This window comes from Streptomyces sp. NPDC058812 (genome assembly GCF_042744565.1).
Lineage (GTDB): Bacteria > Actinomycetota > Actinomycetes > Streptomycetales > Streptomycetaceae > Streptomyces > Streptomyces thinghirensis.
Genome location: NZ_JBHYOB010000001.1, coordinates 119,533 through 142,845 on the forward strand (window position 1 = coordinate 119,533; position 23,313 = coordinate 142,845).

Consider the following 23,313-nt stretch of genomic DNA (forward strand, 5'->3'; position numbering starts at 1 on the left):
TCACTGCGCTGTCCCGCGACATTACGCCGGGACGTTAATCTAGAACAAGTTTCAGACTTGATCGTCCGGAGGCTCCGAATCTACCGGCAGGTAGGAGCGCTGTGACGAGTGGATCAGGTGATTCACGCCACGGCAACGGGGAGAAGGTGACCAAGGTGGACAACCCGGGAATGGAAGCCTCCGGTACCTCCGGTGCCGCTGCTTCCGGTACCACCGGCCCCGCGTGTACTTCCGGTACCACCGGCCCCGAGCGCCGCTCCGCCGCGCCGCCCCTCACCGAGCGGCAGCGGGAGCGCCGCCGCCGCATCCTGCACGCGACCGCCCGGCTGGCCTGCCGGGGCGGCTTCGAGGCGGTGCAGATGCGCGAGGTCGCCGAGTCGTCGCAGGTCGCCCTCGGCACCTTGTACCGCTACTTCCCGTCCAAGGTCCATCTGCTGGTGGCGACCATGCACGACCAGTTGGAGCGGCTGCACGGCACACTGCGCAAGAGCCCGCCGGCCGGCGAGACGGCCGCCGACCGGGTCGCGCAGACCCTGATGCGGGCCTTCCGCGCGCTGCAGCGCGAACCCCGGCTGGCCGAGGCGATGGCCCGCGCCCTGACCTTCGCCGACCGCAGCGTCTCCCCGGAGGTCGACCAGGTCTCCCGCCAGACCACGGCGATCATCCTGGACGCGGTGGGCGGCCTGGAGAACCCCACCCCCGAGCAGCTCTCCGCGATCCGCGTCATCGAGCACACCTGGCTCTCGACCCTGATCACCTGGCTCGCCGGCCGCGCCTCCATCGCCCAGGTGCGGGTGGACATCGAGACGGTGTGCCGGCTGATCGACGTGACGGAGGCCGGGGCCCGCGGGCGGGCGCCCCGGTCCGGCCCCGTTGCCTCCGGGTAAAGTGGCGGCGTCGTCATCACACCCGTACGGGGGGAAGCCGGTGCAATTCCGGCGCTGACCCGCAACCGTGAGCCGCCCACCGAGGCCCCTTGAGGACCTGCCCGGACGGTGAGCCGGACTGCCCCGCGCGGACGTGACCGGCTCACGTGCCCGGCACCCGCCGGCGCACGGGCACCGTCGAGGCATACGGGGCCGAGCCGCCGGGGGTGCCCCGTGCTGCCCGGCCCCGCACAGGGAAAGGCACCCGCCGCTCATGAACGTCCGCCGTCGCAGCAGCGCCGCGGCCCTCGCCGCCATAGCCGTGATCGGCGCCGCCGCCGCGCCCGCGGCCGCCGCCGATCCGTCGTCCTCCCCGTCCGCGCCCGCCCCGTCCGCACCCAAGTCCTCCGGGCTGTACGGCACCGCCGACCCCCAGTACGACGGTGTCTGGCGCCAGTCCCTCGCCCTGCTCGCGCAGGACACGGTGGGCGTGGTCCCCTCGTCGCAGGCCGTGCGCTGGCTCACCGGCCAGCAGTGCGACAACGGCGCCTTCGCCCCGTACCGCGCCGACCCCGCCAAGGCGTGCGACGCCAAGACCATGGTCGACACCAACAACACAGCCGCCGCCGTTCAGGCCCTGTGGGCCATCGGCGGGCACGGGGACGTCGTCGAGTCCGCCCTCACCTGGCTGAAGTCCGTACAGAACAAGGACGGTGGCTGGGGCTACACCCCCGGCGGCCCCAGCGACGCCAACTCCACCGCCATCGTCATCGGCGCCCTGACCGCCACGGACAGCAAGCCCGAGCAGGTCGAGAAGGACGGCAAGTCCCCGTACGACGCCCTGCTGACGTTCGCCCTGCCCTGCGCCAAGGACAAGGGCGCGGGCGCCTTCGCCTTCCAGCCCGACGAGGACGGCAAGCTGCTCGCCAACGCGGACGCGACCGCGGCCGGTGTCCTCGGGGCGCTCGGCAAGGGCCTGGTCACCGAGGCCGGCAAGGCTGCGGGCGACGCCACCTGCACCGACGCGAAGAAGCCGACCCGCGAGCAGGCCGCCGCGAACGGTGCCGCCCACCTCGCCGACGCCGTCGCCGGGGACGGCCACCTCAAGTCCGCCCTCGGCGGCTCCGCCGACCAGCCCGACTACGGCAACACCGCCGACGCGGTCGTCGCGCTCGCCGCGCAGGGCGGCGCGGAGCAGGCCGCCAAGCCGCTGGCCTGGCTGCAGAAGAACGCCGCGAAGTGGGCCGAGCAGAGCGGCCCCGCCGCCTACGCCCAGCTGATCTTCGCCGCCCACGCCACGGGCACCGACCCGCGCGCCTTCGGCGGCACGGACCTGGTCGCGCGGCTGAACGCGACGGGGCCGAGCCCGCAGGGGGGCGAGTTGAAGGACAGCGCGACCGTGAGCGCCGAAGACGCCGCGCAGGAGAACGACGGCAAGGACGACTCCGGCTTCGGCGTCTGGTGGTTCGTCGGCGTCTGCCTGGTCTTCGGTATCGGCATCGGTTTCCTACTGAGCGGCCGCAACAAGAAGCAGCAGCCGTGACCCGCCGCGTTCTTCTCCTCTTCCTGGCCGCGTTCCTGCTGATCGGGAGCGCGGGCCAGGCGCAGGCCGCCGGTTACCGCTACTGGTCCTTCTGGGACCGCGACGGTGACCGCTGGGTCTACGCCACCCAGGGCCCGTCCCTCGTCCGCCCCTCCGACGGCGACGTCCAGGGCTTCCGCTTCGCGGTGAGCGAGAACTCCGGCGACGCCGCCCAGCCGCGCGGCGCCGCGGACTTCGCGTCGATCTGCGCGAAGACACCGGCCGAGGACGGCAGCAAGCGCGTCGCCCTCGTCCTCGACTTCGGCACCGCGTCCGACGCCCCGTCCGGCGAGAACCCGCCGGCCCCGCGCACGGCCTGCGCCCAGGTCTCCCCCGACGCGACGACCGCCGACGCCCTGGCCGCCGTGGCGGACCCGCTGCGCTACAACACCAACGCCCTGCTGTGCGGGATCGCGGGGTATCCGGAGTCGGGGTGCGGGGAGCAGGTCGCGCAGAAGGAGGAGGACTCGACGGCGCCCACCGCGGCTCCGGACCAGAAGGACACGTCGGACGACGACGGCCCCTCGGTCGGCCTCTACGCGGGCATCGCCATCGTGGCAGCCCTGGCCGGAGCGGCAACGTGGCAGGCGAGGCGGCGCAGGAATGCCCCGTAACGGGCAACCCGCGCCGCCTGCGGGCAGTCGTGCCGCTGGGGCGGCACGGGTGGGCGCTGGGGGTACCCCCTCTGGGGGAGGCACCCCGCCAGCGCGGGCGAGCACACCCACCCCCCGCCACCGCCCCGAGGCCCTCCACCCCGGCGCCTGGTGGCTCTGGGCGCTGGCCCTCGGCACCGCGGCCACCCGCACCACCAACCCCCTCCTCCTCGCCCTCCTCATAGCCGTCTCCGCCTACGTGGTGACCACCCGCCGCCCCCACGCCCCCTGGTCCCGCTCCTACGGCGCCTTCGTCAAGCTCGCCCTCGCCGTCCTCCTCATCCGCCTCCTCTTCACCACGATCCTCGGCTCCCCCATCCCCGGCACCCACACCCTCGTCACCCTCCCCGAAGTCCCCCTCCCCGACTGGGCGCAGGGCATCCGCCTCGGCGGCCGGGTCACCGCCGAGGGCCTCACCTTCGCCCTGTACGACGCGATGAAGCTGGCCACCCTCCTCATCTGCGTCGGCGCCGCGAACGCCCTCGCCAACCCCTCCCGCCTCCTCAAGTCCCTCCCCGGCGCCCTGTACGAGATGGGCGTGGCCGTCGTCGTCGCCCTCACCTTCGCCCCGAACCTCATCGCCGACGTCCAGCGCCTGCGCGCCGCCCGCCGTCTGCGCGGCCGTCCCGACAAGGGCGTACGGGGCCTGCTCCAGGTCGGGCTCCCGGTGCTGGAGGGCGCTCTGGAGCGCTCCGTCGCCCTCGCCGCCGCGATGGACGCCCGCGGCTACGGCCGTACCGCCCAGGTCCCCGCCCCCGTACGCCGTACCACCGCCGCCCTCACCCTGGGCGGCCTGCTCGGCGTCTGCGCGGGGACGTACGGGCTGCTGACCGCCGCGGGCGGCACGTACGGCATCCCCGTCCTCCTGGCCGGCGTCGCCGCCGCGCTCGCGGGGCTGTGGCTCGGCGGTCGCCGGACGGTCCGCACCCGCTACCGCCCGGACCGTTGGGACGCCCGCGCCTGGCTGGTCACCGCCTCGGGCGTGGCGGTGGCGGCGCTGCTGTTCCTCGCCGCCGCCCGCGACCCGGCGGCGCTGCACCCGGGCGTGGTCCCGCTGGTCGCCCCCACCCTGCCCCTGTGGCCGGCGGCGGCCGTACTCGGGGGCCTGCTCCCGGCGTTCATCACCCCCGCCCCCCGCCCCGTACCCGTCAAGGAGCCGTCGTGATCCGCTTCGAGGATGTCTCCGTGACGTACGACGGAGCGGCCCGGCCCACCGTCCGGGGCATCGACTTCGAGGTCCCCGAGGGCGAACTCGTCCTCCTCGCCGGCCCGTCCGGCGTCGGCAAGTCCACGGTCCTCGGCGCGGTCAGCGGCCTCGTGCCGCACTTCACCGGCGGCACACTGAGCGGCCGGGTCACCGTGGCCGGCCGCGACACCCGCACCCACAAGCCGCGCGAACTCGCCGACGTCGTCGGCACGGTCGGCCAGGACCCGCTCTCCCACTTCGTGACGGACACCGTCGAGGACGAGCTGGCCTACGGCATGGAGTCCCTCGGCCTGGCCCCGGACGTGATGCGCCGCCGCGTCGAGGAGACCCTCGACCTGCTGGGCCTGTCCGACCTGCGCGGCCGCCCCATCGCCACCCTCTCCGGCGGCCAGCAGCAGCGGGTCGCGATCGGCTCGGTCCTCACCCCGCACCCGCGGGTACTGGTCCTGGACGAACCCACCTCCGCGCTCGACCCCGCCGCCGCGGAGGAGGTCCTGGCCGTCCTCCAGCGCCTCGTCCACGACCTCGGTACGACGGTCCTGATGGCCGAGCACCGCCTGGAACGCGTCATCCAGTACGCCGACCAGGTCGTCCTGCTCCCGTCCCCGGGCGCGGCGCCGCTCCTCGGCCCCCCGGCGGACGTGATGGCCGTGTCCCCGGTGTACCCGCCGGTGGTGGGTCTGGGCAGGCTGGCGGACTGGTCCCCGCTGCCGCTGACGGTCCGCGACGCCCGCCGCCGCGCGGCCCCGCTGCGGGACCGGCTGGCCGACCGGGAGATCCCGGACCACACGCCGACGACCGCCACGCTCCCGCCCCTCCCCGCCCTGCGGCCCGCCTCCTCCCGTTGGCGGTGGCGCGGGAAGTCCCCGGAGACGGCCGCCGCTCCCTCCCGCCACGCCGCCGAGGTCCGCTCCCTCACCGTCCGCCGCGACCGGATCCAGGCGCTGCGCGATGTCGACCTGACCGTCTCGCCCGGCGAGACCGTCGCCCTGATGGGCCGCAACGGCGCCGGAAAGTCCACCCTCCTCTCCGCGCTCGTCGGCCTCGTCGAACCGTCCGCGGGTTCGGTCCGCGCCGGCGACGCCGTGCCGCACCGCACGGCCCCCCGCGACCTGGTCCGCCGGGTCGGCCTGGTCCCGCAGGAGCCGCGCGACCTGCTGTACGCCGACACGGTCGCCGCCGAGTGCGCGGCCGCCGACCGGGACGCGGAGGCGGACCCGGGCACCTGCCGCGCCCTGCTCACCGAACTGCTCCCCGGCGTCACCGACGACACCCACCCCCGCGACCTGTCCGAGGGCCAGCGCCTCACCCTCGCTCTCTCCGTCGTCCTGACCGCCCGCCCGCCCCTGCTCCTCCTGGACGAGCCGACGCGCGGCCTGGACTACGCGGCGAAGGCCCGGCTGGCGGGCATCCTGCGCGGGCTGGCCGCCGAGGGCCACGCGATCGTGCTGGCGACGCACGACGTGGAGCTGGCCGCCGAGCTGGCCCACCGGGTCGTGCTGCTGGCCGAGGGCGAGGTGATCGCCGACGGACCGGCGGCGGACGTGGTGGTGGCCTCGCCTTCCTTCGCACCGCAGGTCGCCAAGGTGCTGGCCCCGCGGAAGTGGCTGACGGTCGCGCAGGTCCGGGAGGCGCTGGCATGACCGGCCCCCGACGTGATCGCCAGGCCCGCGCCGTCCGCCTCGGCCCCCGTTCCGTCGCCGCACTCGTGCTGGTCGGCGCGGTGGGCGTGGCGGGCTTCGGCTGGCCCTTCCTGGCCCCGCCGGACGCCTCGCTGAACGCGCACGCCCAGGACGCGCCGTGGCTGTTCGCCGGCCTGCTGGTGCTGCTGGTGGCCGTGGTGGCGGCGACGATCTCGGAGTCGGGCCTCGGCCCCAAGGCGGTGGCGATGCTCGGTGTGCTGGCGGCGGCGGGTGCGGCGCTGCGTCCGATCGGCGCGGGGACCGCCGGCCTGGAGCCGATGTTCTTCCTCATGGTCCTCAGCGGCCGGGTCCTGGGCCCCGGCTTCGGCTTCGTCCTCGGCTCGGTCACGATGTTCGCGTCCGCGCTGCTCACGGGCGGGGTGGGCCCGTGGATGCCGTTCCAGATGCTGTCGATGGGCTGGTTCACGATGGGGGCGGGCCTGCTGCCCTTCCCCGACCGCCTGCGCGGGCGCCCGGAACTGCTCATGCTCGCCGCGTACGGCTTCCTGGCGGCCTTCGCCTACGGCACGGTGATGAACCTGGCGGGCTGGACCTTCATGAACACGCTCGCCTCGAACATCGCCTTCGCCCCGGACGCGTCGATCCCCGACAACCTGGCCCGCTTCCTCGCCTACTGCCTGGCCACGTCCCTCGGCTGGGACGGCGGCCGCGCCGCCGTGACGGTCGTACTGACCCTCGCGCTCGGCACCCCGGTCCTGAAGGCACTGCGCCGCGCCACCCGCCGGGCGGCGTTCGAGACCCCGGTCACGTTCGAGAAGGCCGACGAGGTGAGCCGCCCCACGTGACCCGGGTCACCTACGAAGCGGGGCCGTAGCCGACGGACGGAACACCCGGCCGTCGGCCGGCCGCCCACCCCGTCGCCTACGACCACGGTTAGCAAAAGGGATGATTGCGGACGAGTGGGCGGCCTGTTTCCCTGAACCAGTCGCCAGGCGCCGACGCCCTCCCGGGCAGCGGCGCCGACGCATGCCCGGCGGGTGTGCGCCGACGCCCCTGTCCCCGAAGAAAGGCCCTCCGTTGACCGCCGCCTCCCTCCTCCGCAGTGCCGCCACCCCGAAGAAGGCCCTCGCCGGTGCCGCCCTGGCCGCGGCCACCTGCGGCACGCTGATCGCCGCCGCGCCCGCGCAGGCCGCGACGCCGGCCTCCTCGGCGCAGGCGACCGCGAAGAAGATGATCGGTGACTCGGCCGAGTACCGGTGCTTCGCCAAGATCGTCGACCACGAGAGCGACTGGAACGTCAGCGCCACCAACTCCTCCAGCGGCGCCTACGGCCTGGTCCAGGCCCTGCCGGGCTCGAAGATGGCCTCGGCCGGCGCCGACTGGAAGACCAACGCGGCCACCCAGATCGAGTGGGGCCTCGACTACATGAAGGACCGCTACGGCGGCGCCTGCGACGCGTGGAGCTTCTGGCAGGCCAACGGCTGGTACTGACCCGGCCCGCACCCCGCTCCCCCATTACCGGAGGCGGCGGCCCTCTGATCCCCGGGGCCGCCGCCTCCGTGCGTCCAGGTGCTCGCGCGTCAGCGGTCGAGGTCGAGCACGGGCAGACCGCGCCCCTCGTACGCCTTCGGCTCCACGGTGGCGACGAGCGCGTCCGTGCCCCACTCCGGCAGGTGGCGGGCAGCGTGGATCGCGGCCCCGATACCCGGCGGCACACCGTCGCGACTCAACCGGGCGACCGCCAGCGCGGCTGGATAGTCGAGGTCGACCGTGTGAATGACGTCAAGTTGCCCGACGTGTTCAGCGATTCCGAGAAACGCGCGGTCCGCCTCCAGGAGAGAGAGCGTCGGGGCCCACAGGCGGGTCTCCGTCTCGAAGTGGGCCCGGTGGACCAGCGCGGACACTTGCCGGTTACCCGACAGCGCCAACAGCGTGGGCGCGTCGAGGACCAGATGGTGCAGGATCACGCCGCCTCACCCTGTTGCTGGGCGAACGCCTCCCGGAGCCTGCGCCCCATCGCCGCGCTCTCCTCGTCGTCGACCTCGACCCCGAAGTGCTCGGCCAGGTACGCACGGGCCCGCTCGGCCCTCTCCCGGCGCTCCTCCTCGGTCAGCGTCGACTCCGCGAACTCCTGCACCAAGGACCGAATCGACGTCCCCCGAGCCTCAGCGATCACCGCCAGGCGGTCCCGCACCTCGGCGGGAACCCGAATCATCGCATCACTCATGCCGGGAGTATACGTCTGTGTATACGACTCCGGCGCCGCTTTGGGCCACCCTCAGCCGGGGCCCGTCCGAAACCGGCGCCGGTACTCCGTCGGTGTCGTGTCGAGTCGGCGGCGGAACGCCCTGACCAGGGTGTCCACGGTGCCGAACCCGCACGCGGAGGCGACCCGTTCCAGCGTGGCGTCGGTGGATTCGAGCTGGTGGCGAGCCACCTCGACGCGGGCCGACTCGATGTAGGCGTGCGGGGTCGTGCCGAGTTCGGTCTTGAAGATCCGGGTGAGCTGCCGGTCGCTGACGTGGGCGCACGCGGCGAGGTCGGCGACGGTGAGCGGTTCGGCGATGTTGCGCATGATGTGGTGGCGGAGATCCTCGATGCGCCGTGTCGTGGAGACCTGCTCCAGGGGGACACTGAACTGACTCTGTCCGCTCGGCCGCTTCAGGTACATCACGAGTTGCCGGGCGACGCGCAGTGCGACGTCCTCGCCCAGGTCGTCGGCGATGAGGGCGAGTGAGAGGTCGAGGCAGGCGCTGATGCCCGCGCCGGTCCACACGTCGCCTTCGCGGATGAAGATCGGGTCGGCGTCGACCTCGACGGCCGGATGGTCCTCGGCGAGTTGCCGCGCGGTCGACCAGTGGGTGGTGGCGCGCTTGCCGTCGAGGAGTCCGGCGGCGGCGAGGATGTGCGCGCCGACGCAGACGGACGTGACCCGGCGGGTCCGGCCGGCGAGCTGCCGCACCCGCTCCACCACCGCGGGGTCGGTGAGCGGGTGCACACGGCGCTGGTCGTCCACCTCCACGGCGCCGGGCACGATCAGGGTGTCGATGCTCCTCGCCGAGGGTGCGGACAGCTCGTCGAAGGTCGTGTCGGGCAGGACCCGGACCCCGGCGCCGGTGGTGACCGGTGCCATGGTCTCGGCGACGAGGACCACGTCGTAGCCCGCCGCCTCGTCCGTCTCGCGCCGGGCGAGGGAGAACACCTCCGGTGGGCCGGTGACGTCGAGCAGGTCGACGCCTTCGAAGAGGACTATGGCGATCAGTCGTCCGACGGTGCTCAAGTGACCCCCCACGCTCGGCAACAGCCATGTCGGTATCTGCATGTTAGACGACATTGCCGACACCCGGCGGTGGGCCATAGCGTCATGGGCACAGGCCACCGCACCGGTGAACCGCCTCCCCCGACAAGCACGTTAGGCGACTTCCCATGCCCAGAACGACGCTGCGCCGGCTCAACGGCTTCGACGACACCCCCGCGAAGCTCGCCGAGTCCACCCTGATCCTGGTCGACTACCAGAACACCTACACGACCGGCGTCATGGAGCTGGACGGCTGGCAGGCCGCCCTCGACGCCGCCGCCGGACTGCTGGCACGGGCCCGCGAGGAGGGCACGAAGGTCGTCCACGTCGTCAACGACGGCGGCGAGGGCACCCCGTACGACATCCGCGCCGAGATCGGCGCCATCCACCCGAGCGTCGCACCGGTCGACGGCGAGCCGGTCGTCGTCAAGAAGGTGCCGAACGCCTTCGTCGGTACGGACCTGGCCGAGCACGTCGACGCCGCGGGCAACGGCGACGTGGTCATCGCCGGATTCATGACGCACATGTGCGTGGCCTTCACCGCCCAGGGCGCCTTCCTGCGCGGCAACCGCCCCACCGTCGTGGCCGACGCCTGCGCCACCCGCGCCCTGCCGGTCGCGGAACTCGAACTGGACGCCCACCAGGTGCACTACAGCGCCCTCGCCACCATCGCCGACCTCTACGGAGTCGTCGTCCCGTCCCAGAAGGAGATCTCCTGATGAAGCTGCTCCGCCCGGCCGTCGCCCTCGCCACCGCCGCCGTCCTCTCGGCCACCGTCGCCGCGTGCGGTGGGAGTTCCGAGGCCGCCACCTCCGAGGACAAGCCGTCGGCCGCCGCCACCGCCCAGAAGAACGTCGCGAAGGACACGACGACTCTGCGCAAGCTCAACGGTCTCGGCGAGACCCCGGCCACGCTCTCCGACGCCACCCTCATCCTGGTCGACTACCAGAACACCTACACCGAGGGCGTGATGGAGCTCGACGGGTGGAAGCCGGCGGTGGACAACGCCGAAGCCCTGCTGAAGCGGGCCCGCGAGGCGGGCACGCCGGTCATCCACATCGTCGACAAGGGCTACGACCTGAAGTCGAAGGCAGGCCAGATCATTCCGGCGCTCAAGCCGGCCAAGGGCGAGCCCGTCGTCGAGAAGAGCGTCCCCAACGCCTTCCACGGCACCGATCTCGCCGAGCAGGTCAAGAAGGCCGGGAACAAGAACGTCATCGTCGCCGGGTTCATGACCAACATGTGCACCCTGTTCACCGCCCAGGGCGCGTTCCTCAACGGCAACGCGCCGACCGTCGTCGCCGACGCCTCGGCGACCCGGCCGCTGCCCCTGAAGGGCAACCCGAACGGCATTCCCGCGCAGCAGGTCCACGAGGCCGCCCTCGCCACGGTCCAGGACCTCTACGGAGTCGTGGTCCCGTCGCAGAAGTCCCTGACCTGAGACCGGCGGGCCCCCACCCCGCCGACCCCACCCCACACTGAAGTCCCCCCACCCTGATTTCCCCCCACGCTGTCCCCCCACATCGCCAAAAGGCACTTCCGCTCACCAAAGAAAGCAGACAACGGGGCATGGCAACACGTAGAGGTTTTCTGGGTACCGCGTCGGCCGTCGGGGCGGCGACTCTCTTCACCGGCCAGTCGGCCTCCACCGCCTCGGCGGCGACCGCGGGGATCACCGCGACCGACGAGAAGGCGGCACGCGACGCGATACGCGCGGTCAACACCAGAATGCGCGCGAACTACGCGACCCTCAAGAGTGAACTGACGACGCAACTCAGTCCGGTCATCGTCGTCTCGAACAACGCGGTCGGCGGACGCTTCACCCTCATCAACGGCGGCAAGCAGGTCGAGACCGTCGACCCGGTCCCGGAGTACTTCGAACTGGCCAAGTCGATCGCCCACGTCCCCCTGGGCCTCTTCTCGGTACTCGCCGCCTACCTCAGCGACCAGGTCCCCAACATCCCCAACGCGGACCGGATCGACCCGCACGACCTCGACATGGTCGTCACCAAGGCACCGGGCGACAAGGGCTGGATCACCCCGCTGAACGCCTTCAAGACCACGCTCCAGACGGCGCACACGAAGCTCGGCACCGCGAATCTCCCCCTGGACCTGGAGAATTCCTGCGACAAGATCCTGAGTGAGGCCGTCAAGTTCATCGACGCCTCCGTCACCGCCCAGTCGTTCGACATGGTGTCGTTCAACCGGTTCGCGGCCACCGTCTACCCGTCCATCCGCGTCAACATGACCTTCGCCGCCACCGCGCAGATCACCGGCATCGAAGGGCTCATGAAGCGCTGGCGCACGCTGATCGGCGAGAAGGCGTGGAGCGACCTCTACGTCACCGTGCTGTCGATCTGGACCACGGCCGAGCTGAACCAGGCGTCCATCATCATCCGCCGCACCATGAACCAGGCGAAGGTGGACACCCACCTGATCGACCTGCCGACCGTCGAGACCCCCTCGGACCCGATCTTCGTGGCCCTGGACAACCTGGCGCGCATCGTCCAGGACAACGTCGCCGCCGAGATGGTCTTCAACACCGACCTCAAGGTCGCCGACGCCCTCAAGGGCAAGGAGGACCTGCTCTCCGACGAGATCCTCCAGCAGATCGGCGGAACGGCGCCCACCGCCAAGACCGCCGCCTTCGGCACGACGGCGACGGCGACGGCCGGCGCCTGCCCGATCACCGGTCACACCGCGGCGGTGTGATCACCGGGCATCCCCCGCTTCCGGGGCGGGGGATGCCCCTCCGGGCTGCCCGGCAGCGTCCTCGCACTCGAACCACACCGTCTTGCCGTCCCCGGGCCCGGGCCCCACGCCCCACTTGCCCACCACCGCGTCCAGCAGCACCAGCCCCCGCCCGCCTTCGGCGTCGTCAGGCGCCTCGCCGGCCAGGACGGGGAGCCGAGGGCAGCCGTCCGTCACCTCCACCCGGACCCCGCCCCCTCCGGCCTGCCGCAGCAACAGCAGCGTGCAGCGGCGGTCCGGGACGTGGCGTACGACGTTGGCCAACAGCTCGGTGACGCCGAGTTCGACCGCGTCGGCCAGCTCGGTGAGGTCCCACTCGCGCAGGTACGAGCGGACGATCCGCCGGACGTGCCGCGCCGAGTGGGCGCCGGCGGTGAAGCTCATCCGGTACTGATCCGGGCGGTGGCCCACGAGGACCGAGGGAAAGTATTCGTTCACGGCACGAGCCTGACGTCGGACGACTACCGTGGGCTACGGAACGGATACAACCGGTCCCGCAGTGGACCGAGTTGGCGCGAGAGGGGCTCTCCGCATGACCCACGTCAACGTCCTCGACCCGGGCGCCTCGCCGCTCGACTACTACGGCTTCGAGCTGCGCCGCCATCGGGAAGCGGCCGGGCTGACACAACGCCAGCTCGGCGACATCGTCAACTACACCGGCTCGCTGGTCGGCCAGATCGAGACGGCGCGGAAGCTGCCGACGCCGGAGTTCAGCGAGCGTGTCGACGCGGCGCTGGGGACGGGCGGGTTGCTGTCGCGGCTGGTCGACCTGGTGATGCGCAGCCAGCAACCGGCCTGGTTCCAACAGGTGGCCGAGTTGCAGGCGCGGGCCACTGAGATCCACTCGTTCGATACGCACATGATCCATGGCCTCCTGCAGACCAGGGCGTACGCGCGTGCCGTCCTGGGGGCGCTGGACCAGAGCAGACTCGACGACCGCACCGCCGTCCGGGTCGCGCGCCAGAAGATCTTCGAGAAGGAGAAGGTGCCGATCTTCTGGGCTGTGCTCAGCGAGTCCGCGCTGTACCAGGAGATGGGCGACCGGAGGACCATGCGGGAGCAACTCGCCCACTTGTTGGCCTTTCAGGACAACCCGCGGATCAACATTCAGATCCTGCCCTTCTCGGCGGGAGCACACGCGGGGCTGCAAGGCTCGTTCGACGTCTACCGCTTCGAGGGCGACCCGCCCATCATCTACACCGAGGGCTACGGCAGCGGGCACCCGACCGCCAATCCGGACACCGTCGTGGACTGCTCACTCCGATACGATCATCTCCAGGCATCCGCACTCTCCCTCAGAGATTCGGCGGAGCTGATCCGGCGCTTGATGGAGGAACGCTATGGAGAGCAACACGCTTCTGACGGGGGCCCAGTGGCGTAAGTCCAGCTATAGCGGCGACCAAGGCGGCCAGTGCGTCGAGTGCGCGCCGCTCGGCCCGCTGGCGTGGCGCAAGTCCTCGTACAGCGGCGACCAGGGCGGCAACTGCCTCGAAGTCGCCGAACTCCCCCGTCACGCCACCGTCGCCGTCCGCGACTCCAAGACCCCGGCGGGACCGGTCCTCACCCTCGCCCCCGCCACCTTCGCCGCCTTCGTCGGCTGGGCCTCCGCCGGGACGCGATGACCGCGCCGCCGGCGCTGCCACTCAGCCGGTGACCAGCGTTTTTGCGCCAACCATGCGCTGATCTCTGCAACGTGTGATGCCTGTGTGTCTAAAGTGTGCGGGCCTCAAGGCACTTGGATCAGGCCAATCCCCTGACACACGACCGCGGCGGGCAGTCATCACCCCTGCCCGACCGGCGCCCGGTCGAGTGCGGCCTCGGGCTCGGTGACGGCCGCCCTCCGACCGAGAGGAAGCCGGCCCATGGCTGACGAAATGGTGCGCGCGGCGCAGCAGTTCATCAACACCACCTATGACAACGGCGCCAAGCTGGGCATATCGAAGCTCGACGAGAACGGCCAGACCAGCTGGACCGTCATGTACGCCCTCACCCGGGCCCTCCAGTACGAACTCGGCATATCCGGCCTGTCGAACAACTTCGGCCCCGGGACGCTCTCCACACTCCAGTCGAAGTATCCGAACATCCACGCCTCGGGCGCCCCCGGGAACATCGTCCGCATCGTTCAGGCGGGGTTGTACTGCAAGGGGTACGACGGCGGCGGGATCGACGGTACGTACAGCGACCGGGTCAAGGACTCGGTGCTCTCGCTGAAGTCGGACATGGGCGTCGACTTCGCCTACCCCGGCAGCGACGTGGTCCCGAAGGTCTTCAAGGGCCTGCTGAACATGGACCCGTACGTCACCGTCAACGGCGGCTCCGAGCAGATCAGGGCCGTCCAGCAGTGGATGAACGGCGAGTTCGTCAACCGCCGCGACTTCTACATCGTCCCGTGCGACGGCCACCACTCCCGGACCGTCGCCACGGCGATGCTCTACGCGGTCCAGTACACGATCGGCATGGCCGACGGCGTCGCCAACGGCAACTTCGGACCCGGTACGAAGTCCGGTATCAAGGCGCACACGCTGTCGGTGGGGTCGTCCGGCACCTGGGTGCAGCTGTTCACCGCCGGGATGCTGCTCAACCAGCGGTCCGTGTCGTTCGGCGGCACCTTCACCTCCGCCCTGGCCGACGCGGTCCGCTCCTTCCAGTCGTTCGCCAAGCTCCCGGTGACGGGGCAGGGCGACTTCTCCACCTGGGCCTCGTTGCTGGTCTCCTACGGCGACCAGGAGCGCAAGGGCACCGCCTGCGACGGCGTCACCAGGATCACCCCCGACCGGGCCAAGGCCCTCAAGGCGGAGGGGATCAGCATCATCGGGCGTTACCTCACCAATCCGATCCCCGGTGGCGGCAAGGTGCCCGAGAAGGAGATCCAGTCCGGGGAGCTGCAGACCATCGCCGACCAGGGCATGCGCTGCTTCCCCATCTACCAGACCTTCGGCCGGGGCGCGGCCGACTTCAGCTACCCCCTGGGGCGCGCCGCGGGCCAGGCCGCGATCAACGCAGCCCTCGACCACGGGTTCAAATCGGGGACCAGGATCTTCTTCGCCGTCGACTTCGACGCCTACGACTACGAGGTCACCGACAGCATCCTGCCGCACTTCAAGGGCATCGAGGACGCGATGCGCGACGACGGCAACCGGTACACGGTCGGCGTCTACGGTCCGCGCAACGTGTGCACCCGCGTCTCCGACGCCGGCCACGCCTCGGCGTCGTTCGTGTCCGACATGTCCTCCGGGTTCTCCGGGAACTTCGGTTACCCGCTGCCCGCGAACTGGGCCTACGACCAGATCGTCACCAAGACCGTCGGCTCCGGCAGCGGAGCGATCAACATCGACGTCAACATCGCCTCCGGGCGGGACTCCGGGCAGGGGTCCTTCAACGCGCCCCGCGGTGTCAAGCCCGACACCCGCCTCAGCCCCGACGTCACCGCCGCCATGGAGACCGACGTCGGCAAGTACATGGAGTCGCTCGGCTTCCCCCTCGACGGCGGGACGCGGTCCTACCAGCACTGGAAGTGCTTCGAGCGGACCGTCACCGCGCACGACGACCTGATCACCGAGCTGTCCCACCGGCACAACATGCGCAAAGCGCTCATCCAGACCACCGCCTACTGGGAGATGCGGCACATCGACCCGGCCGACGAGGCGGCCTGGGCGGCGGTCATCTCGGCCTTCGTCACGACCAGGCAGTACATCAGGGACACCTCCACGGGCATCGCCAAGCAGCGGGCGGTCACCCTGATCGGGGCGTGGAACCACGCGCTCGACAAGGGCTACGGGTCGGGCCAGCCACGCCGGGACCTGTCCGTCGACGAGGACAAGTACAACGCGTGGAAGCAGGCGTACGACAGCGAGACGTACGCCCTCACCAGCGTCGCCCTGATCCACCGCTGGGACATCGACGGCAAGCCGGGCGGTGACGACGACTCACCGGCCCTGCGCCAGCCCACCCTGGGCTACACGGACCAGGAGATCTACGAGGTCCTGCGCCGGTACCAGGGCCCAGGTGACGTCGCGTACGAGGAAGCCAAGAAGAGAATGGGGCTCTACTACGTGATGGAGAAGTACAACTCCATCTCCCGCAACCTCTGACAGGAGTACGGCACATGTCAGGCGACGAGCCCTACGCCGAGCACGATGGTGCCCTCCTGCTCCTGCTGATCCTGGCCGGTCTCGTCACCGTGGTGTGGCTCACGGTCCGTGTGATCACCGGCCTGGTCCGCGCCCGGCGGAACGGCACGGCGCTCCTCGGCCCGGCGACCGCGCTGGCCTGGGACGCGACGGTCGGGATGTACACCTGGGGGCTGCTCCACCTGTTCCTCCTCGACGACCACGCCCAGTCCCGGGCCTGCGAGCAGGTCGTCGAAGGCAGGATCACCGGCTACGAACCGACCTTCGTACCACTGCACTTCGGCTGCCGGACCAGTGACGGACGGGTGGTCGAGGCGGTCATCCCGTCCTACCTCAACCCGGCGACCGTACTGCTCGGAATCTGCGCTCTCGTCCTGACCTGGCTCGTCATCGCACACCACAAGAAGGGCACCCACACGTGACCACCCCTCTGTCCCGCCGACTCGTACTGCGCCGTGCCGCCTTCCTGGCCGCGGGCACCGTTGTCGGCACTCAACTGCTCTCCTCTCCCGCCCTGGCGCGGCCCGAGGGCCCGGAGCCCGAGAAGCTCCGCGAGTCGGTGCGCAAGGCGCGGGAGCGCGACAAGCGCGTCCTGAGCGGCGTCCCGTCGCGCAACGGATGGGAGATGGAGAAGACCGCGGACGATCACGGGCACATCTACACCAGACCCGTACCGGGCATTCCGGTCGACGGCGTCCAGGTACGCATGGGCGAAGTCGAAACCGTGCTGGTCCACGTGATCCGTCGCTTCCACTACGAGATCGACGCACTGCGCCGGGACGACGTGACCGGCTGGCGCCACCCCTCGAAGGTGCGCAAGGGCATGGCCGAGTCGAACCAGGCGTCCGGCACGGCGGTGCAGGTCCGGCCCGGCTCCTACCCGTCCGGGGTGCGAGGCGGCTACTTCCCGCAGCAGTTGGCGGTGGTCCGGGACATCCTCGCCGAGTGCGAGGGCGTGGTTCGCTGGGGCGGCGACGACAAGCACCCGGACGAAGCGCTGTTCTACATCGACGTCAAGCCCGGCGACGGCAGGCTGCCGGAGCTGGCGGAGAAGATCGCCGACTGGGACTGGACTCCCGGCAAGGGCGCTGGTTCCGGCTCCGCCTGACGACGGGCCCTGGTGGAATGATCCGGCCGGGACCCGGTCAACGTTTCTGTTCGAATTATCGTCTTCGCACGTGCCCCCGCCGTGCACCCCGATGACGCCGAACGGAAACCCCGACCGTGGTCCCTGCCGCACTGACGACCGTCCCCCGCCCCGAACGGCGTCGGGAGAGACGCCCGGGCGATGTCCTGCGTGCCTTCGGGCGCCGGCATCGCGTGCCCCTGCTTGCCACACTGCCCACCATCCCGCTGTACGCGGTGTGGTGGGTCTTTCTCGCCACCGGCGGGGGCGACCTGGCCGCGCAGCAGGCCTGGGCCGACTTCGTCTCGCGGCACGGCGCCTCGGCGTACGGGCTGTTCTGGTACGGCGGGGTGCACACCGCCAACTACAGCGTGATCTCGCCGTACCTGATGGCCGGGCTCGGCGTGCGCACGGTCACCGTGGTGTCCGGGCTGGCCGCTGCGTGGCTGGCGGCGGTGCTGATCACGCGGGCCGGAGTGCGCAGGCCGCTGTGGCCCGCCCTGCTCGCGTCCCTCGCCCTGTGGTGCAACGTCGCCTCGGGGCGTACCACCTTCGCGCTGGGCGTCGCCTTCGGGCTGGCCGCCTGCGTGGTGCTGGTCCGGGAGCGGCGGCTCGTCCTCGCCGCCGGGTACGCCGCCCTGGCCACCATGGCGTCGCCGGTGGCCGGGCTGTACCTGGCCGTCGTGGGAGCCGGATACCTGCTCGTACGGGACTGGGGACGCGCCCTGGTCCTCCTCGTGCCGCCCGCCGCGGTCGTCGGGCTGACCACGCTGCTGTTCCCCTTCACCGGGGAGCAGCCGATGCCGGCGGCCCGAATATGGCCGCCGGTCGTGCTCGGCCTCGCCGTCACCGCGCTGGCCCCGCGTACCTGGCGGGTCGCCCGGTGGAGCGGGGCCGTGTACGCGGCCGGCACCGTACTGACGTATCTCATAGCCTCCGCCGTCGGCACGAACGTCGAGCGGTTCGCCGAGTACTTCGCACCCCCCGTGCTGCTCGCGGCCCTGCTCAGCACGGACCGGACGCGGCGGATCGCTCGCGGTCTGCTGATCGTCGCTCTCGTCTTCTCCGTCGGATGGACGGGGAAGAAGACCGCCGACGACCTGAAGGAGTACACGGTGGTGCCCGCCTGGGCCGCCGAGACGGACGGTGTCGTGCGAGCACTGGACAGGCTCGGAGCCGATCGCACGCGGGTGGAGGTGGTGCCGGCCCGCGACCACCGCGAGGCGGCCGGGCTCGCGCCGCACGTCAATCTGGCCCGTGGCTGGAACCGGCAACTCGACGTGGAACGCGCCCGCCTCTTCTACGACGGCACCTTCTCCGCGGCCACCTACCGGGACTGGCTGGACCGCTGGGCGGTCGGCTTCGTCGTCCTGCCGCTCGGCAAGCCGGACGGACCCGCCGAGGAGGAGGCGCGGCTCGTGCGGGACGGCGACCTGCGGCCCGAGTGGCTGGAGCCCGTCTGGCAGGACGAGCACTGGCGGGTGTACCGGGTGCGGGACGCCGTACCGCTCGTCTCCGAGCCCGGCACCGTCGTCACGGCCACCAGCGCCGACCTGGTGCTCCGCGTGGACCGGCCCGGCCCGGTGACCGTGCGGGTCGCCTGGTCGCCTTGGCTGCGGGCCGACGGCGGGTGCCTCGCCCGGGACGGCGAGTTCACCCGCCTGACCGTCGGGGCGCCGGGCGAGTACCGGATCAGCGGCCGGTACGGTCCTTCGCCGGGACCGGAGGGTCGCTGCTGATCTCCTCGGCGGGCGGGGCGTTGTCCTCGGCCGGGGACGGGGCGGGAGCGGGGATGGCGTTCGTGGCCGGGGTGGTGTCCTTGGCCGGGGTGGTGTCCTTGGTCGCGGTCGCGGTTACCGTCCGCGCCCTCGGCCCCTGGAACAGGTACGCCAGGCCGAAGCCCGCCGCGACCACGGCCGCACCGCCCACCGCGTCCAGGATCCAGTGGTTGCCGGTCGCCACGATCGCCGCGACGGTGAAGAGGGGGTGGAGGAGGCCGAGGGCCTTCATCCACATCTTCGGGGCGACGATCGCGATCGCCAGCCCGCACCACAGCGACCAGCCGAAGTGCAGCGACGGCATCGCCGCGTACTGGTTGGTGAGGGCCGTCAGCGTGCCGTAGTCCGGCTTCGAGAAGTCCTGCACGCCGTGGACCGTGTCGATGATCCCGTACCCCGGCATCAGACGCGGCGGCGCCAGCGGGTAGAGCCAGAAGCCGACCAGGGCCAGCAGCGTGGCGAAGCCGAGGGACGCGCGGGCCCAGCGGTAGTCGACCGGGCGGCGCCAGTACAGCACGCCGAGGACGGTCAGCGGGACGATGAAGTGGAACGACGTGTAGTAGAAGTCGAAGAAGTCGCGGAGCCAACCGACCTTGACGACGGCGTGGTTGATCGCGTGCTCGATGTCGAGGTGCAGGAAGCGTTCGATGTCGAGGATCTGCCGGCCGTGCTCCTCCGCTCGGGCCCGGCCCGCCGAGTTGCTGCCGCCGGTCGCCGCGAGGCGGACCTGGGAGTAGGCGGCGTAGGTGACCCGGATGAGCAGAAGCTCCAGGAGGAGGTTGGGGCGGGTGAGGACCCGGCGCAGGAACGGCAGCAGGGGGACGTGCTTGAAGCGGGCCGGGACCGGGGGCGCGTACCTCGTCGGGACCGGCGTGTCGAAGTACGGCGAGGTGCGGGACAGGAACGGCACGGCGACGGCGGCGGCCAGCGCCGCGAGCAGCACGACGTTGTCGCGCAGGGGGTACAGGGCCGCCATGTTCGGCAGGATCATCTTCGCGGGCAGCGTCATCACCAGGATGACGGCGACCGGCCACACCAGCCGGTCGGAGGCCCGCTTGCCGACCCGGCCGACGAGCGCGGGCAGCACCCACAGCAGCTGGTGCTGCCAGGTGGCCGGCGACACCACGACCGCCGCGCAGCCGGTGATGGCGACCGCGAGCAGCAGCTGGCCGTCGCGGGCGTAGCGCACGGCGCGGCGCAGGGCGAGGACGGCGACGGCCGCGCCGAGCAGGAGGAAGAGGGCGATCTCCAGGGGGCCGGAGAGGCCGAGTCGCAGCAGGGCACCGTGCAGCGACTGGTTGGCGAGGTCGTCGGCCTCGCCGCCCAGGCCGACGCCGGCCATGTGGTGGACCCAGTAGGTGTGGGAGTCCTGCGCCATGGCCGCCCAGGCGACGGCGGTGCAGGCGAGGAACGTGACGCCGGTGGACACGGCCGCGCGTCTGCGGTCGGTGAACCACAGCAGGGGGACGAAGAGGAGGACGGTCGGCTGGAAGGCGGCGGCGACGCCGATCAGCGCGCCGCCGATCCGGTCTCCGTGTGCGCCGCGTACGGCGAAGCAGCCCAGCAGGACGAGGAGGACCGGGATGATGCTGGTCTGGCCGAGCCACAGCGCGTTGCGCACCGGCAGCGACACCATCAGCAGGCTGACGGCCACGGGCGCCGCCAGCAGTGCCGTACGGCGGCCCACCGGCTTGGGCAGGGCGCGGGCGGCGACCAGGCCGAGGGCCACGACGAGCAGCAGCGAGCCGAAGGTCCAGCCCCAGCCGAGGGCCTGTTCGGCGGCGCGGGTGAATGGTTTGAGGACCAGGCCGACGAAGGGCGTGCCGGTGAACTGCGTGGACTCGTAGAGGGACCCCTCCACGTGGAGGACACCGTGTTCCCCGACCCAGGTCTCCAGGTCCGTCAGCCGTTCTCCGCTCGGGGTGCCGAGGACGGTGGCCAGCTGTCGTACGGCGAGGACGGCGGCGACCAGCCACAGGCCGAGGCGCGCGACACGCAGCCGTGCTCTGGTCGCATCGACGGCCGGGGCTCCGAAAGCCTCCGCCGGTCGCCCACTGTGCTCCGCATTCGCCACGCCTCGTCGGCCTCCCGCCCCGTTCGTACCGCGCCCGTGTACGCGGTGTGTTGTCCTTGCGAACCCTATGAGGCTCGCACCACCCCCGGGGGGAGACGCAGGCAACCCCCGTTCAACCTGACCGCCGCCCGCTCTTTGCCCCGTCTTTTCCCGACCGCCCGGCCGTTTGTTCGGACGACGATAGTGCGGGAGCGGTGTCGACGCCTCCCGTGGGAGCGAGAAGGATCACAGGTCACGGGGGAGGAGCGCGCTCCGTGGCCTGCGGACGTCCCTGCGTGTCCGCCGTTTTGGTGCACTGCGCAACGAAAAGCATACCGGGCGTAAACGGCGCATCAGCGCCTATGGTCGCTTTTCTGCCCGTGGTCGAGTGCCGCGGGCTTCTTTCCGGCCCGGCGACAGTGCCGCCGTGCGGGTCGTGGCGTCCCTGTTCCCGTCGAAAGGTAGGCGAGCGAAGCTTTGTCGGCTGCCCCCGTCGCCGCTCACCCGTCCCGCACGCCCCCCGCGCCCCCGTCACGCGCCGCCGGCGCACCCACCGTCACCGACCCCGCGCTCGTCAGGCGTGCCGTGAAGGCGGCGGCGCTCGGCAACGCGATGGAGTGGTTCGACTTCGGCGTCTACAGCTACATCGCCGTGACGCTGGGCAAGGTCTTCTTCCCGTCGGGCAACCCGACCGCCCAGCTGCTCTCCACGTTCGGCGCCTTCGCGGCGGCGTTCCTGGTCCGCCCGCTCGGCGGCATGGTCTTCGGGCCGCTCGGCGACCGGGTCGGACGGCAGAAGGTCCTCGCCCTCACGATGATCATGATGGCGGCGGGTACGTTCGCCATCGGGCTCATCCCCTCGTACGCGACGATCGGTGTCTGGGCGCCGGTGCTGCTGCTGGTCGCGCGGCTGGTGCAGGGGTTCTCCACCGGGGGTGAGTACGCGGGCGCGTCCACCTTCATCGCCGAGTACGCGCCGGACAAGCGGCGCGGGTTCCTGGGGAGCTGGCTGGAGTTCGGCACGCTGGCCGGGTACATCGGCGGCGCGGGTCTGGTGACCCTGATGACGGCGCTGCTGTCCGACGGCGACCTGACGTCCTGGGGTTGGCGGATCCCGTTCCTGATCGCCGGGCCGATGGGCATCATCGGGCTGTATCTGCGGATGCGGCTGGAGGAGACGCCGGCGTTCGCGGCCGAGCTCGACAAGGCGGAGGCCACGCGGCCGAAGGTACCGCTGCGGGACATGATCACCGGTCAGTGGCGGGCGCTGCTGCTCTGCGTCGGCCTGGTGCTGGTCTTCAACGTCACCGACTACATGCTGCTGTCGTACATGCCGAGCTATCTGACGAGCGAGCTGAAGTACGACGAGACGCACGGCCTGCTCGTGGTGCTGGCCGTGATGGCCCTGATGATGATCGTCCAGCCGTTCGCCGGCGCGCTGACCGACCGGGTCGGGCGGCGGCCGGTGATCGCGGCGGGCTGTGCGGGGTTCCTGCTCCTCTCCGTCCCGGCGCTGCTGCTGATCCGCGAGGGCAGCCTGCTGGCCGTGGGGCTGGGCATGGCCGCGCTCGGACTGCTGCTGGTCTGCTTCACCGCGTCGATGCCGTCCGCGCTGCCGGCGCTGTTCCCGACGCGGGTGCGGTACGGCTCCCTGTCGATCGGCTTCAACGTGTCCGTGTCCCTGTTCGGCGGGACGACTCCGCTGGTGGTGACGGCCCTGATCGGGGCGACGGGCGACCTGATGATGCCCGCGTACTACATGATGGCCGCGGCCGTGGTCGGCGGCGTGGCGGTGTGGTTCATGTCGGAGTCGGCCGGACGCCCGCTGCCGGGCTCGGCACCGGCGGTCGACGGGCGTTAGCCAGGTGCCTGCGGCGGCCTGCGCGGGTTCGGTGGGGGTGCGCGTAGCGCGGCTTGTTTCGTTGTGGGTCGGGCCGCGCCGGGGGGTGTCCGTCCTCGGAACGGCGCGGAATCGGTCGGCCGCAGTGGCGCGGGGTGTCGACGCGCCAACCACTGCGGGCGAACACCCCCCGACACGCCCCTTCTCGCCGTACGCGGCTTCCCGTCCGCATAGCCGCCCGCCGCTCCGGGCGCCCCTCCCGACACGCCTCTCCTCGCCATCCGCCGCAACCCGTCCGCGCAGCCGCCGCCCCGGGCGAACACCCCCCGACACGCCCCTCCTCGCCGTCCGCGTAGCCGCCCGCCGCTGCGGGCAGTCGTGGCGGGC

General features: G+C 71.6%; 22 protein-coding genes and 1 riboswitch. Of the genes, 17 read left to right on the plus strand and 5 right to left on the minus strand.

Annotated elements, in window-relative coordinates; all coding sequences use genetic code 11:
• The first annotated feature begins 155 nt into the window (after positions 1 to 155).
• The 7 genes from ACFW48_RS00600 (at position 156) to ACFW48_RS00630 (ending at position 7,442) form a co-directional block, all read left to right on the plus strand.
• Positions 156 to 887, plus strand: a complete 732-nt coding sequence (locus ACFW48_RS00600) for a TetR family transcriptional regulator (RefSeq protein WP_386309029.1) — start codon at positions 156 to 158, stop codon at positions 885 to 887.
• Between the two features lie 30 nt (positions 888 to 917).
• Positions 918 to 1,011, plus strand: a riboswitch (cobalamin riboswitch).
• Between the two features lie 129 nt (positions 1,012 to 1,140).
• Positions 1,141 to 2,409, plus strand: coding sequence for a prenyltransferase/squalene oxidase repeat-containing protein (locus tag ACFW48_RS00605; protein ID WP_386309031.1), 1,269 nt, complete (start codon positions 1,141 to 1,143; stop codon positions 2,407 to 2,409).
• Positions 2,406 to 3,062 (plus strand): SCO2322 family protein, encoded by a 657-nt coding sequence (locus tag ACFW48_RS00610; protein WP_386309032.1) that lies wholly within the window; start codon positions 2,406 to 2,408, stop codon positions 3,060 to 3,062. The genes ACFW48_RS00605 and ACFW48_RS00610 overlap by 4 nt, the downstream gene beginning before the upstream one ends.
• A gap of 49 nt (positions 3,063 to 3,111) precedes the next feature.
• Positions 3,112 to 4,266, plus strand: coding sequence for an energy-coupling factor transporter transmembrane component T (locus tag ACFW48_RS00615; RefSeq protein WP_386309034.1), 1,155 nt, complete (start codon positions 3,112 to 3,114; stop codon positions 4,264 to 4,266).
• The gene (locus ACFW48_RS00620; protein WP_386309036.1) at positions 4,263 to 5,951 is read left to right on the plus strand and encodes an ABC transporter ATP-binding protein; all 1,689 of its coding nucleotides are present in this window, start codon (positions 4,263 to 4,265) and stop codon (positions 5,949 to 5,951) included. Before ACFW48_RS00615 ends, ACFW48_RS00620 begins: the two co-directional genes overlap by 4 nt.
• Positions 5,948 to 6,796 (plus strand): ECF transporter S component, encoded by an 849-nt coding sequence (locus ACFW48_RS00625; RefSeq protein ID WP_386309038.1) that lies wholly within the window; start codon positions 5,948 to 5,950, stop codon positions 6,794 to 6,796. The genes ACFW48_RS00620 and ACFW48_RS00625 overlap by 4 nt, the downstream gene beginning before the upstream one ends.
• 232 nt (positions 6,797 to 7,028) lie before the next feature.
• Entirely contained in the window at positions 7,029 to 7,442 is a 414-nt protein-coding gene (locus ACFW48_RS00630) for a transglycosylase SLT domain-containing protein (RefSeq protein ID WP_386309039.1), read from the plus strand.
• An 89-nt stretch (positions 7,443 to 7,531) separates the two neighbouring features.
• Here ACFW48_RS00630 and ACFW48_RS00635 read toward each other — a convergent pair whose 3' ends face one another.
• The 3 genes from ACFW48_RS00635 to ACFW48_RS00645 are packed head-to-tail and all read right to left on the minus strand — an operon-like array spanning position 7,532 to position 9,231.
• Positions 7,532 to 7,918: a hypothetical protein gene (locus tag ACFW48_RS00635; RefSeq protein ID WP_386309041.1), complete on the minus strand. Its 387-nt coding sequence runs from the start codon at positions 7,916 to 7,918 to the stop codon at positions 7,532 to 7,534.
• Positions 7,915 to 8,178 carry a hypothetical protein gene (locus ACFW48_RS00640; protein ID WP_386309043.1) on the minus strand — a complete coding sequence of 88 codons (264 nt, stop codon included), beginning with the start codon at positions 8,176 to 8,178 and terminating at the stop codon, positions 7,915 to 7,917. The genes ACFW48_RS00635 and ACFW48_RS00640 overlap by 4 nt, the downstream gene beginning before the upstream one ends.
• 51 nt (positions 8,179 to 8,229) lie before the next feature.
• A complete protein-coding gene (locus ACFW48_RS00645) occupies positions 8,230 to 9,231 on the minus strand; it encodes a GlxA family transcriptional regulator (protein WP_386309045.1) in 1,002 nt (333 codons plus the stop codon).
• 146 nt (positions 9,232 to 9,377) lie between these two features.
• On the opposite strand from ACFW48_RS00645, the gene ACFW48_RS00650 reads away from it, so the two are divergent.
• From ACFW48_RS00650 to ACFW48_RS00660, 3 genes are all read left to right on the plus strand, one after another.
• Positions 9,378 to 9,968 (plus strand): cysteine hydrolase family protein, encoded by a 591-nt coding sequence (locus tag ACFW48_RS00650; protein WP_386309047.1) that lies wholly within the window; start codon positions 9,378 to 9,380, stop codon positions 9,966 to 9,968.
• On the plus strand, positions 9,968 to 10,690 hold the full coding sequence (locus ACFW48_RS00655) for a cysteine hydrolase family protein (protein ID WP_121746734.1): 723 nt from the start codon (positions 9,968 to 9,970) through the stop codon (positions 10,688 to 10,690). Before ACFW48_RS00650 ends, ACFW48_RS00655 begins: the two co-directional genes overlap by 1 nt.
• Positions 10,691 to 10,818: 128 nt before the next feature.
• The gene (locus ACFW48_RS00660; RefSeq protein ID WP_386309049.1) at positions 10,819 to 11,961 is read left to right on the plus strand and encodes a hypothetical protein; all 1,143 of its coding nucleotides are present in this window, start codon (positions 10,819 to 10,821) and stop codon (positions 11,959 to 11,961) included.
• Here the strand turns inward: ACFW48_RS00660 and ACFW48_RS00665 are convergent, their stop codons facing one another.
• Positions 11,962 to 12,438 (minus strand): ATP-binding protein, encoded by a 477-nt coding sequence (locus ACFW48_RS00665; RefSeq protein WP_386309052.1) that lies wholly within the window; start codon positions 12,436 to 12,438, stop codon positions 11,962 to 11,964. It lies immediately after the preceding gene.
• A 94-nt stretch (positions 12,439 to 12,532) separates the two neighbouring features.
• Between ACFW48_RS00665 and ACFW48_RS00670 the strand changes: the two genes are divergently transcribed.
• The 6 genes from ACFW48_RS00670 to ACFW48_RS00695 all read left to right on the plus strand — a co-directional run bounded on the left by ACFW48_RS00670 (position 12,533) and on the right by ACFW48_RS00695 (position 18,995).
• Entirely contained in the window at positions 12,533 to 13,381 is an 849-nt protein-coding gene (locus ACFW48_RS00670; protein WP_386309054.1) for a helix-turn-helix domain-containing protein, read from the plus strand.
• Positions 13,341 to 13,622, plus strand: a complete 282-nt coding sequence (locus tag ACFW48_RS00675; RefSeq protein WP_386309056.1) for a DUF397 domain-containing protein — start codon at positions 13,341 to 13,343, stop codon at positions 13,620 to 13,622. The genes ACFW48_RS00670 and ACFW48_RS00675 overlap by 41 nt, the downstream gene beginning before the upstream one ends.
• Positions 13,623 to 13,862: 240 nt before the next feature.
• Positions 13,863 to 16,091 (plus strand): glycoside hydrolase domain-containing protein, encoded by a 2,229-nt coding sequence (locus tag ACFW48_RS00680; RefSeq protein ID WP_386309058.1) that lies wholly within the window; start codon positions 13,863 to 13,865, stop codon positions 16,089 to 16,091.
• Positions 16,092 to 16,105: 14 nt separating this feature from the next.
• On the plus strand, positions 16,106 to 16,552 hold the full coding sequence (locus tag ACFW48_RS00685; RefSeq protein ID WP_386309060.1) for a hypothetical protein: 447 nt from the start codon (positions 16,106 to 16,108) through the stop codon (positions 16,550 to 16,552).
• On the plus strand, positions 16,549 to 17,238 hold the full coding sequence (locus ACFW48_RS00690) for a hypothetical protein (protein WP_386309063.1): 690 nt from the start codon (positions 16,549 to 16,551) through the stop codon (positions 17,236 to 17,238). Before ACFW48_RS00685 ends, ACFW48_RS00690 begins: the two co-directional genes overlap by 4 nt.
• Before the next feature lie 116 nt (positions 17,239 to 17,354).
• Positions 17,355 to 18,995, plus strand: a complete 1,641-nt coding sequence (locus tag ACFW48_RS00695; protein ID WP_386309065.1) for a hypothetical protein — start codon at positions 17,355 to 17,357, stop codon at positions 18,993 to 18,995.
• Here the strand turns inward: ACFW48_RS00695 and ACFW48_RS00700 are convergent.
• Complete coding sequence (locus ACFW48_RS00700; RefSeq protein WP_386309067.1) at positions 18,949 to 21,108, minus strand: phosphatase PAP2 family protein; 2,160 nt, start codon at positions 21,106 to 21,108, stop codon at positions 18,949 to 18,951. The two genes, ACFW48_RS00695 and ACFW48_RS00700, sit on opposite strands and share 47 nt — an antisense overlap.
• Positions 21,109 to 21,564: 456 nt before the next feature.
• On the opposite strand from ACFW48_RS00700, the gene proP reads away from it, so the two are divergent.
• Complete coding sequence (gene proP / locus ACFW48_RS00705) at positions 21,565 to 22,947, plus strand: glycine betaine/L-proline transporter ProP (RefSeq protein ID WP_386309069.1); 1,383 nt, start codon at positions 21,565 to 21,567, stop codon at positions 22,945 to 22,947.
• The last annotated feature ends 366 nt before the right edge of the window (positions 22,948 to 23,313 follow it).

Coding starts and splice junctions, on each gene's coding strand:
- ACFW48_RS00605 (WP_386309031.1), top strand. CDS start 1,141: ATGAACGTCCGCCGTCGCAGCAGCGCCGCGGCCCTCGCCGCCATAGCC.
- ACFW48_RS00625 (WP_386309038.1), top strand. CDS start 5,948: ATGACCGGCCCCCGACGTGATCGCCAGGCCCGCGCCGTCCGCCTCGGC.
- ACFW48_RS00640 (WP_386309043.1), bottom strand. CDS start 8,178: ATGAGTGATGCGATGATTCGGGTTCCCGCCGAGGTGCGGGACCGCCTG.
- ACFW48_RS00650 (WP_386309047.1), top strand. CDS start 9,378: ATGCCCAGAACGACGCTGCGCCGGCTCAACGGCTTCGACGACACCCCC.
- ACFW48_RS00655 (WP_121746734.1), top strand. CDS start 9,968: ATGAAGCTGCTCCGCCCGGCCGTCGCCCTCGCCACCGCCGCCGTCCTC.
- ACFW48_RS00660 (WP_386309049.1), top strand. CDS start 10,819: ATGGCAACACGTAGAGGTTTTCTGGGTACCGCGTCGGCCGTCGGGGCG.
- ACFW48_RS00670 (WP_386309054.1), top strand. CDS start 12,533: ATGACCCACGTCAACGTCCTCGACCCGGGCGCCTCGCCGCTCGACTAC.
- ACFW48_RS00675 (WP_386309056.1), top strand. CDS start 13,341: ATGGAGAGCAACACGCTTCTGACGGGGGCCCAGTGGCGTAAGTCCAGC.
- ACFW48_RS00680 (WP_386309058.1), top strand. CDS start 13,863: ATGGCTGACGAAATGGTGCGCGCGGCGCAGCAGTTCATCAACACCACC.
- ACFW48_RS00685 (WP_386309060.1), top strand. CDS start 16,106: ATGTCAGGCGACGAGCCCTACGCCGAGCACGATGGTGCCCTCCTGCTC.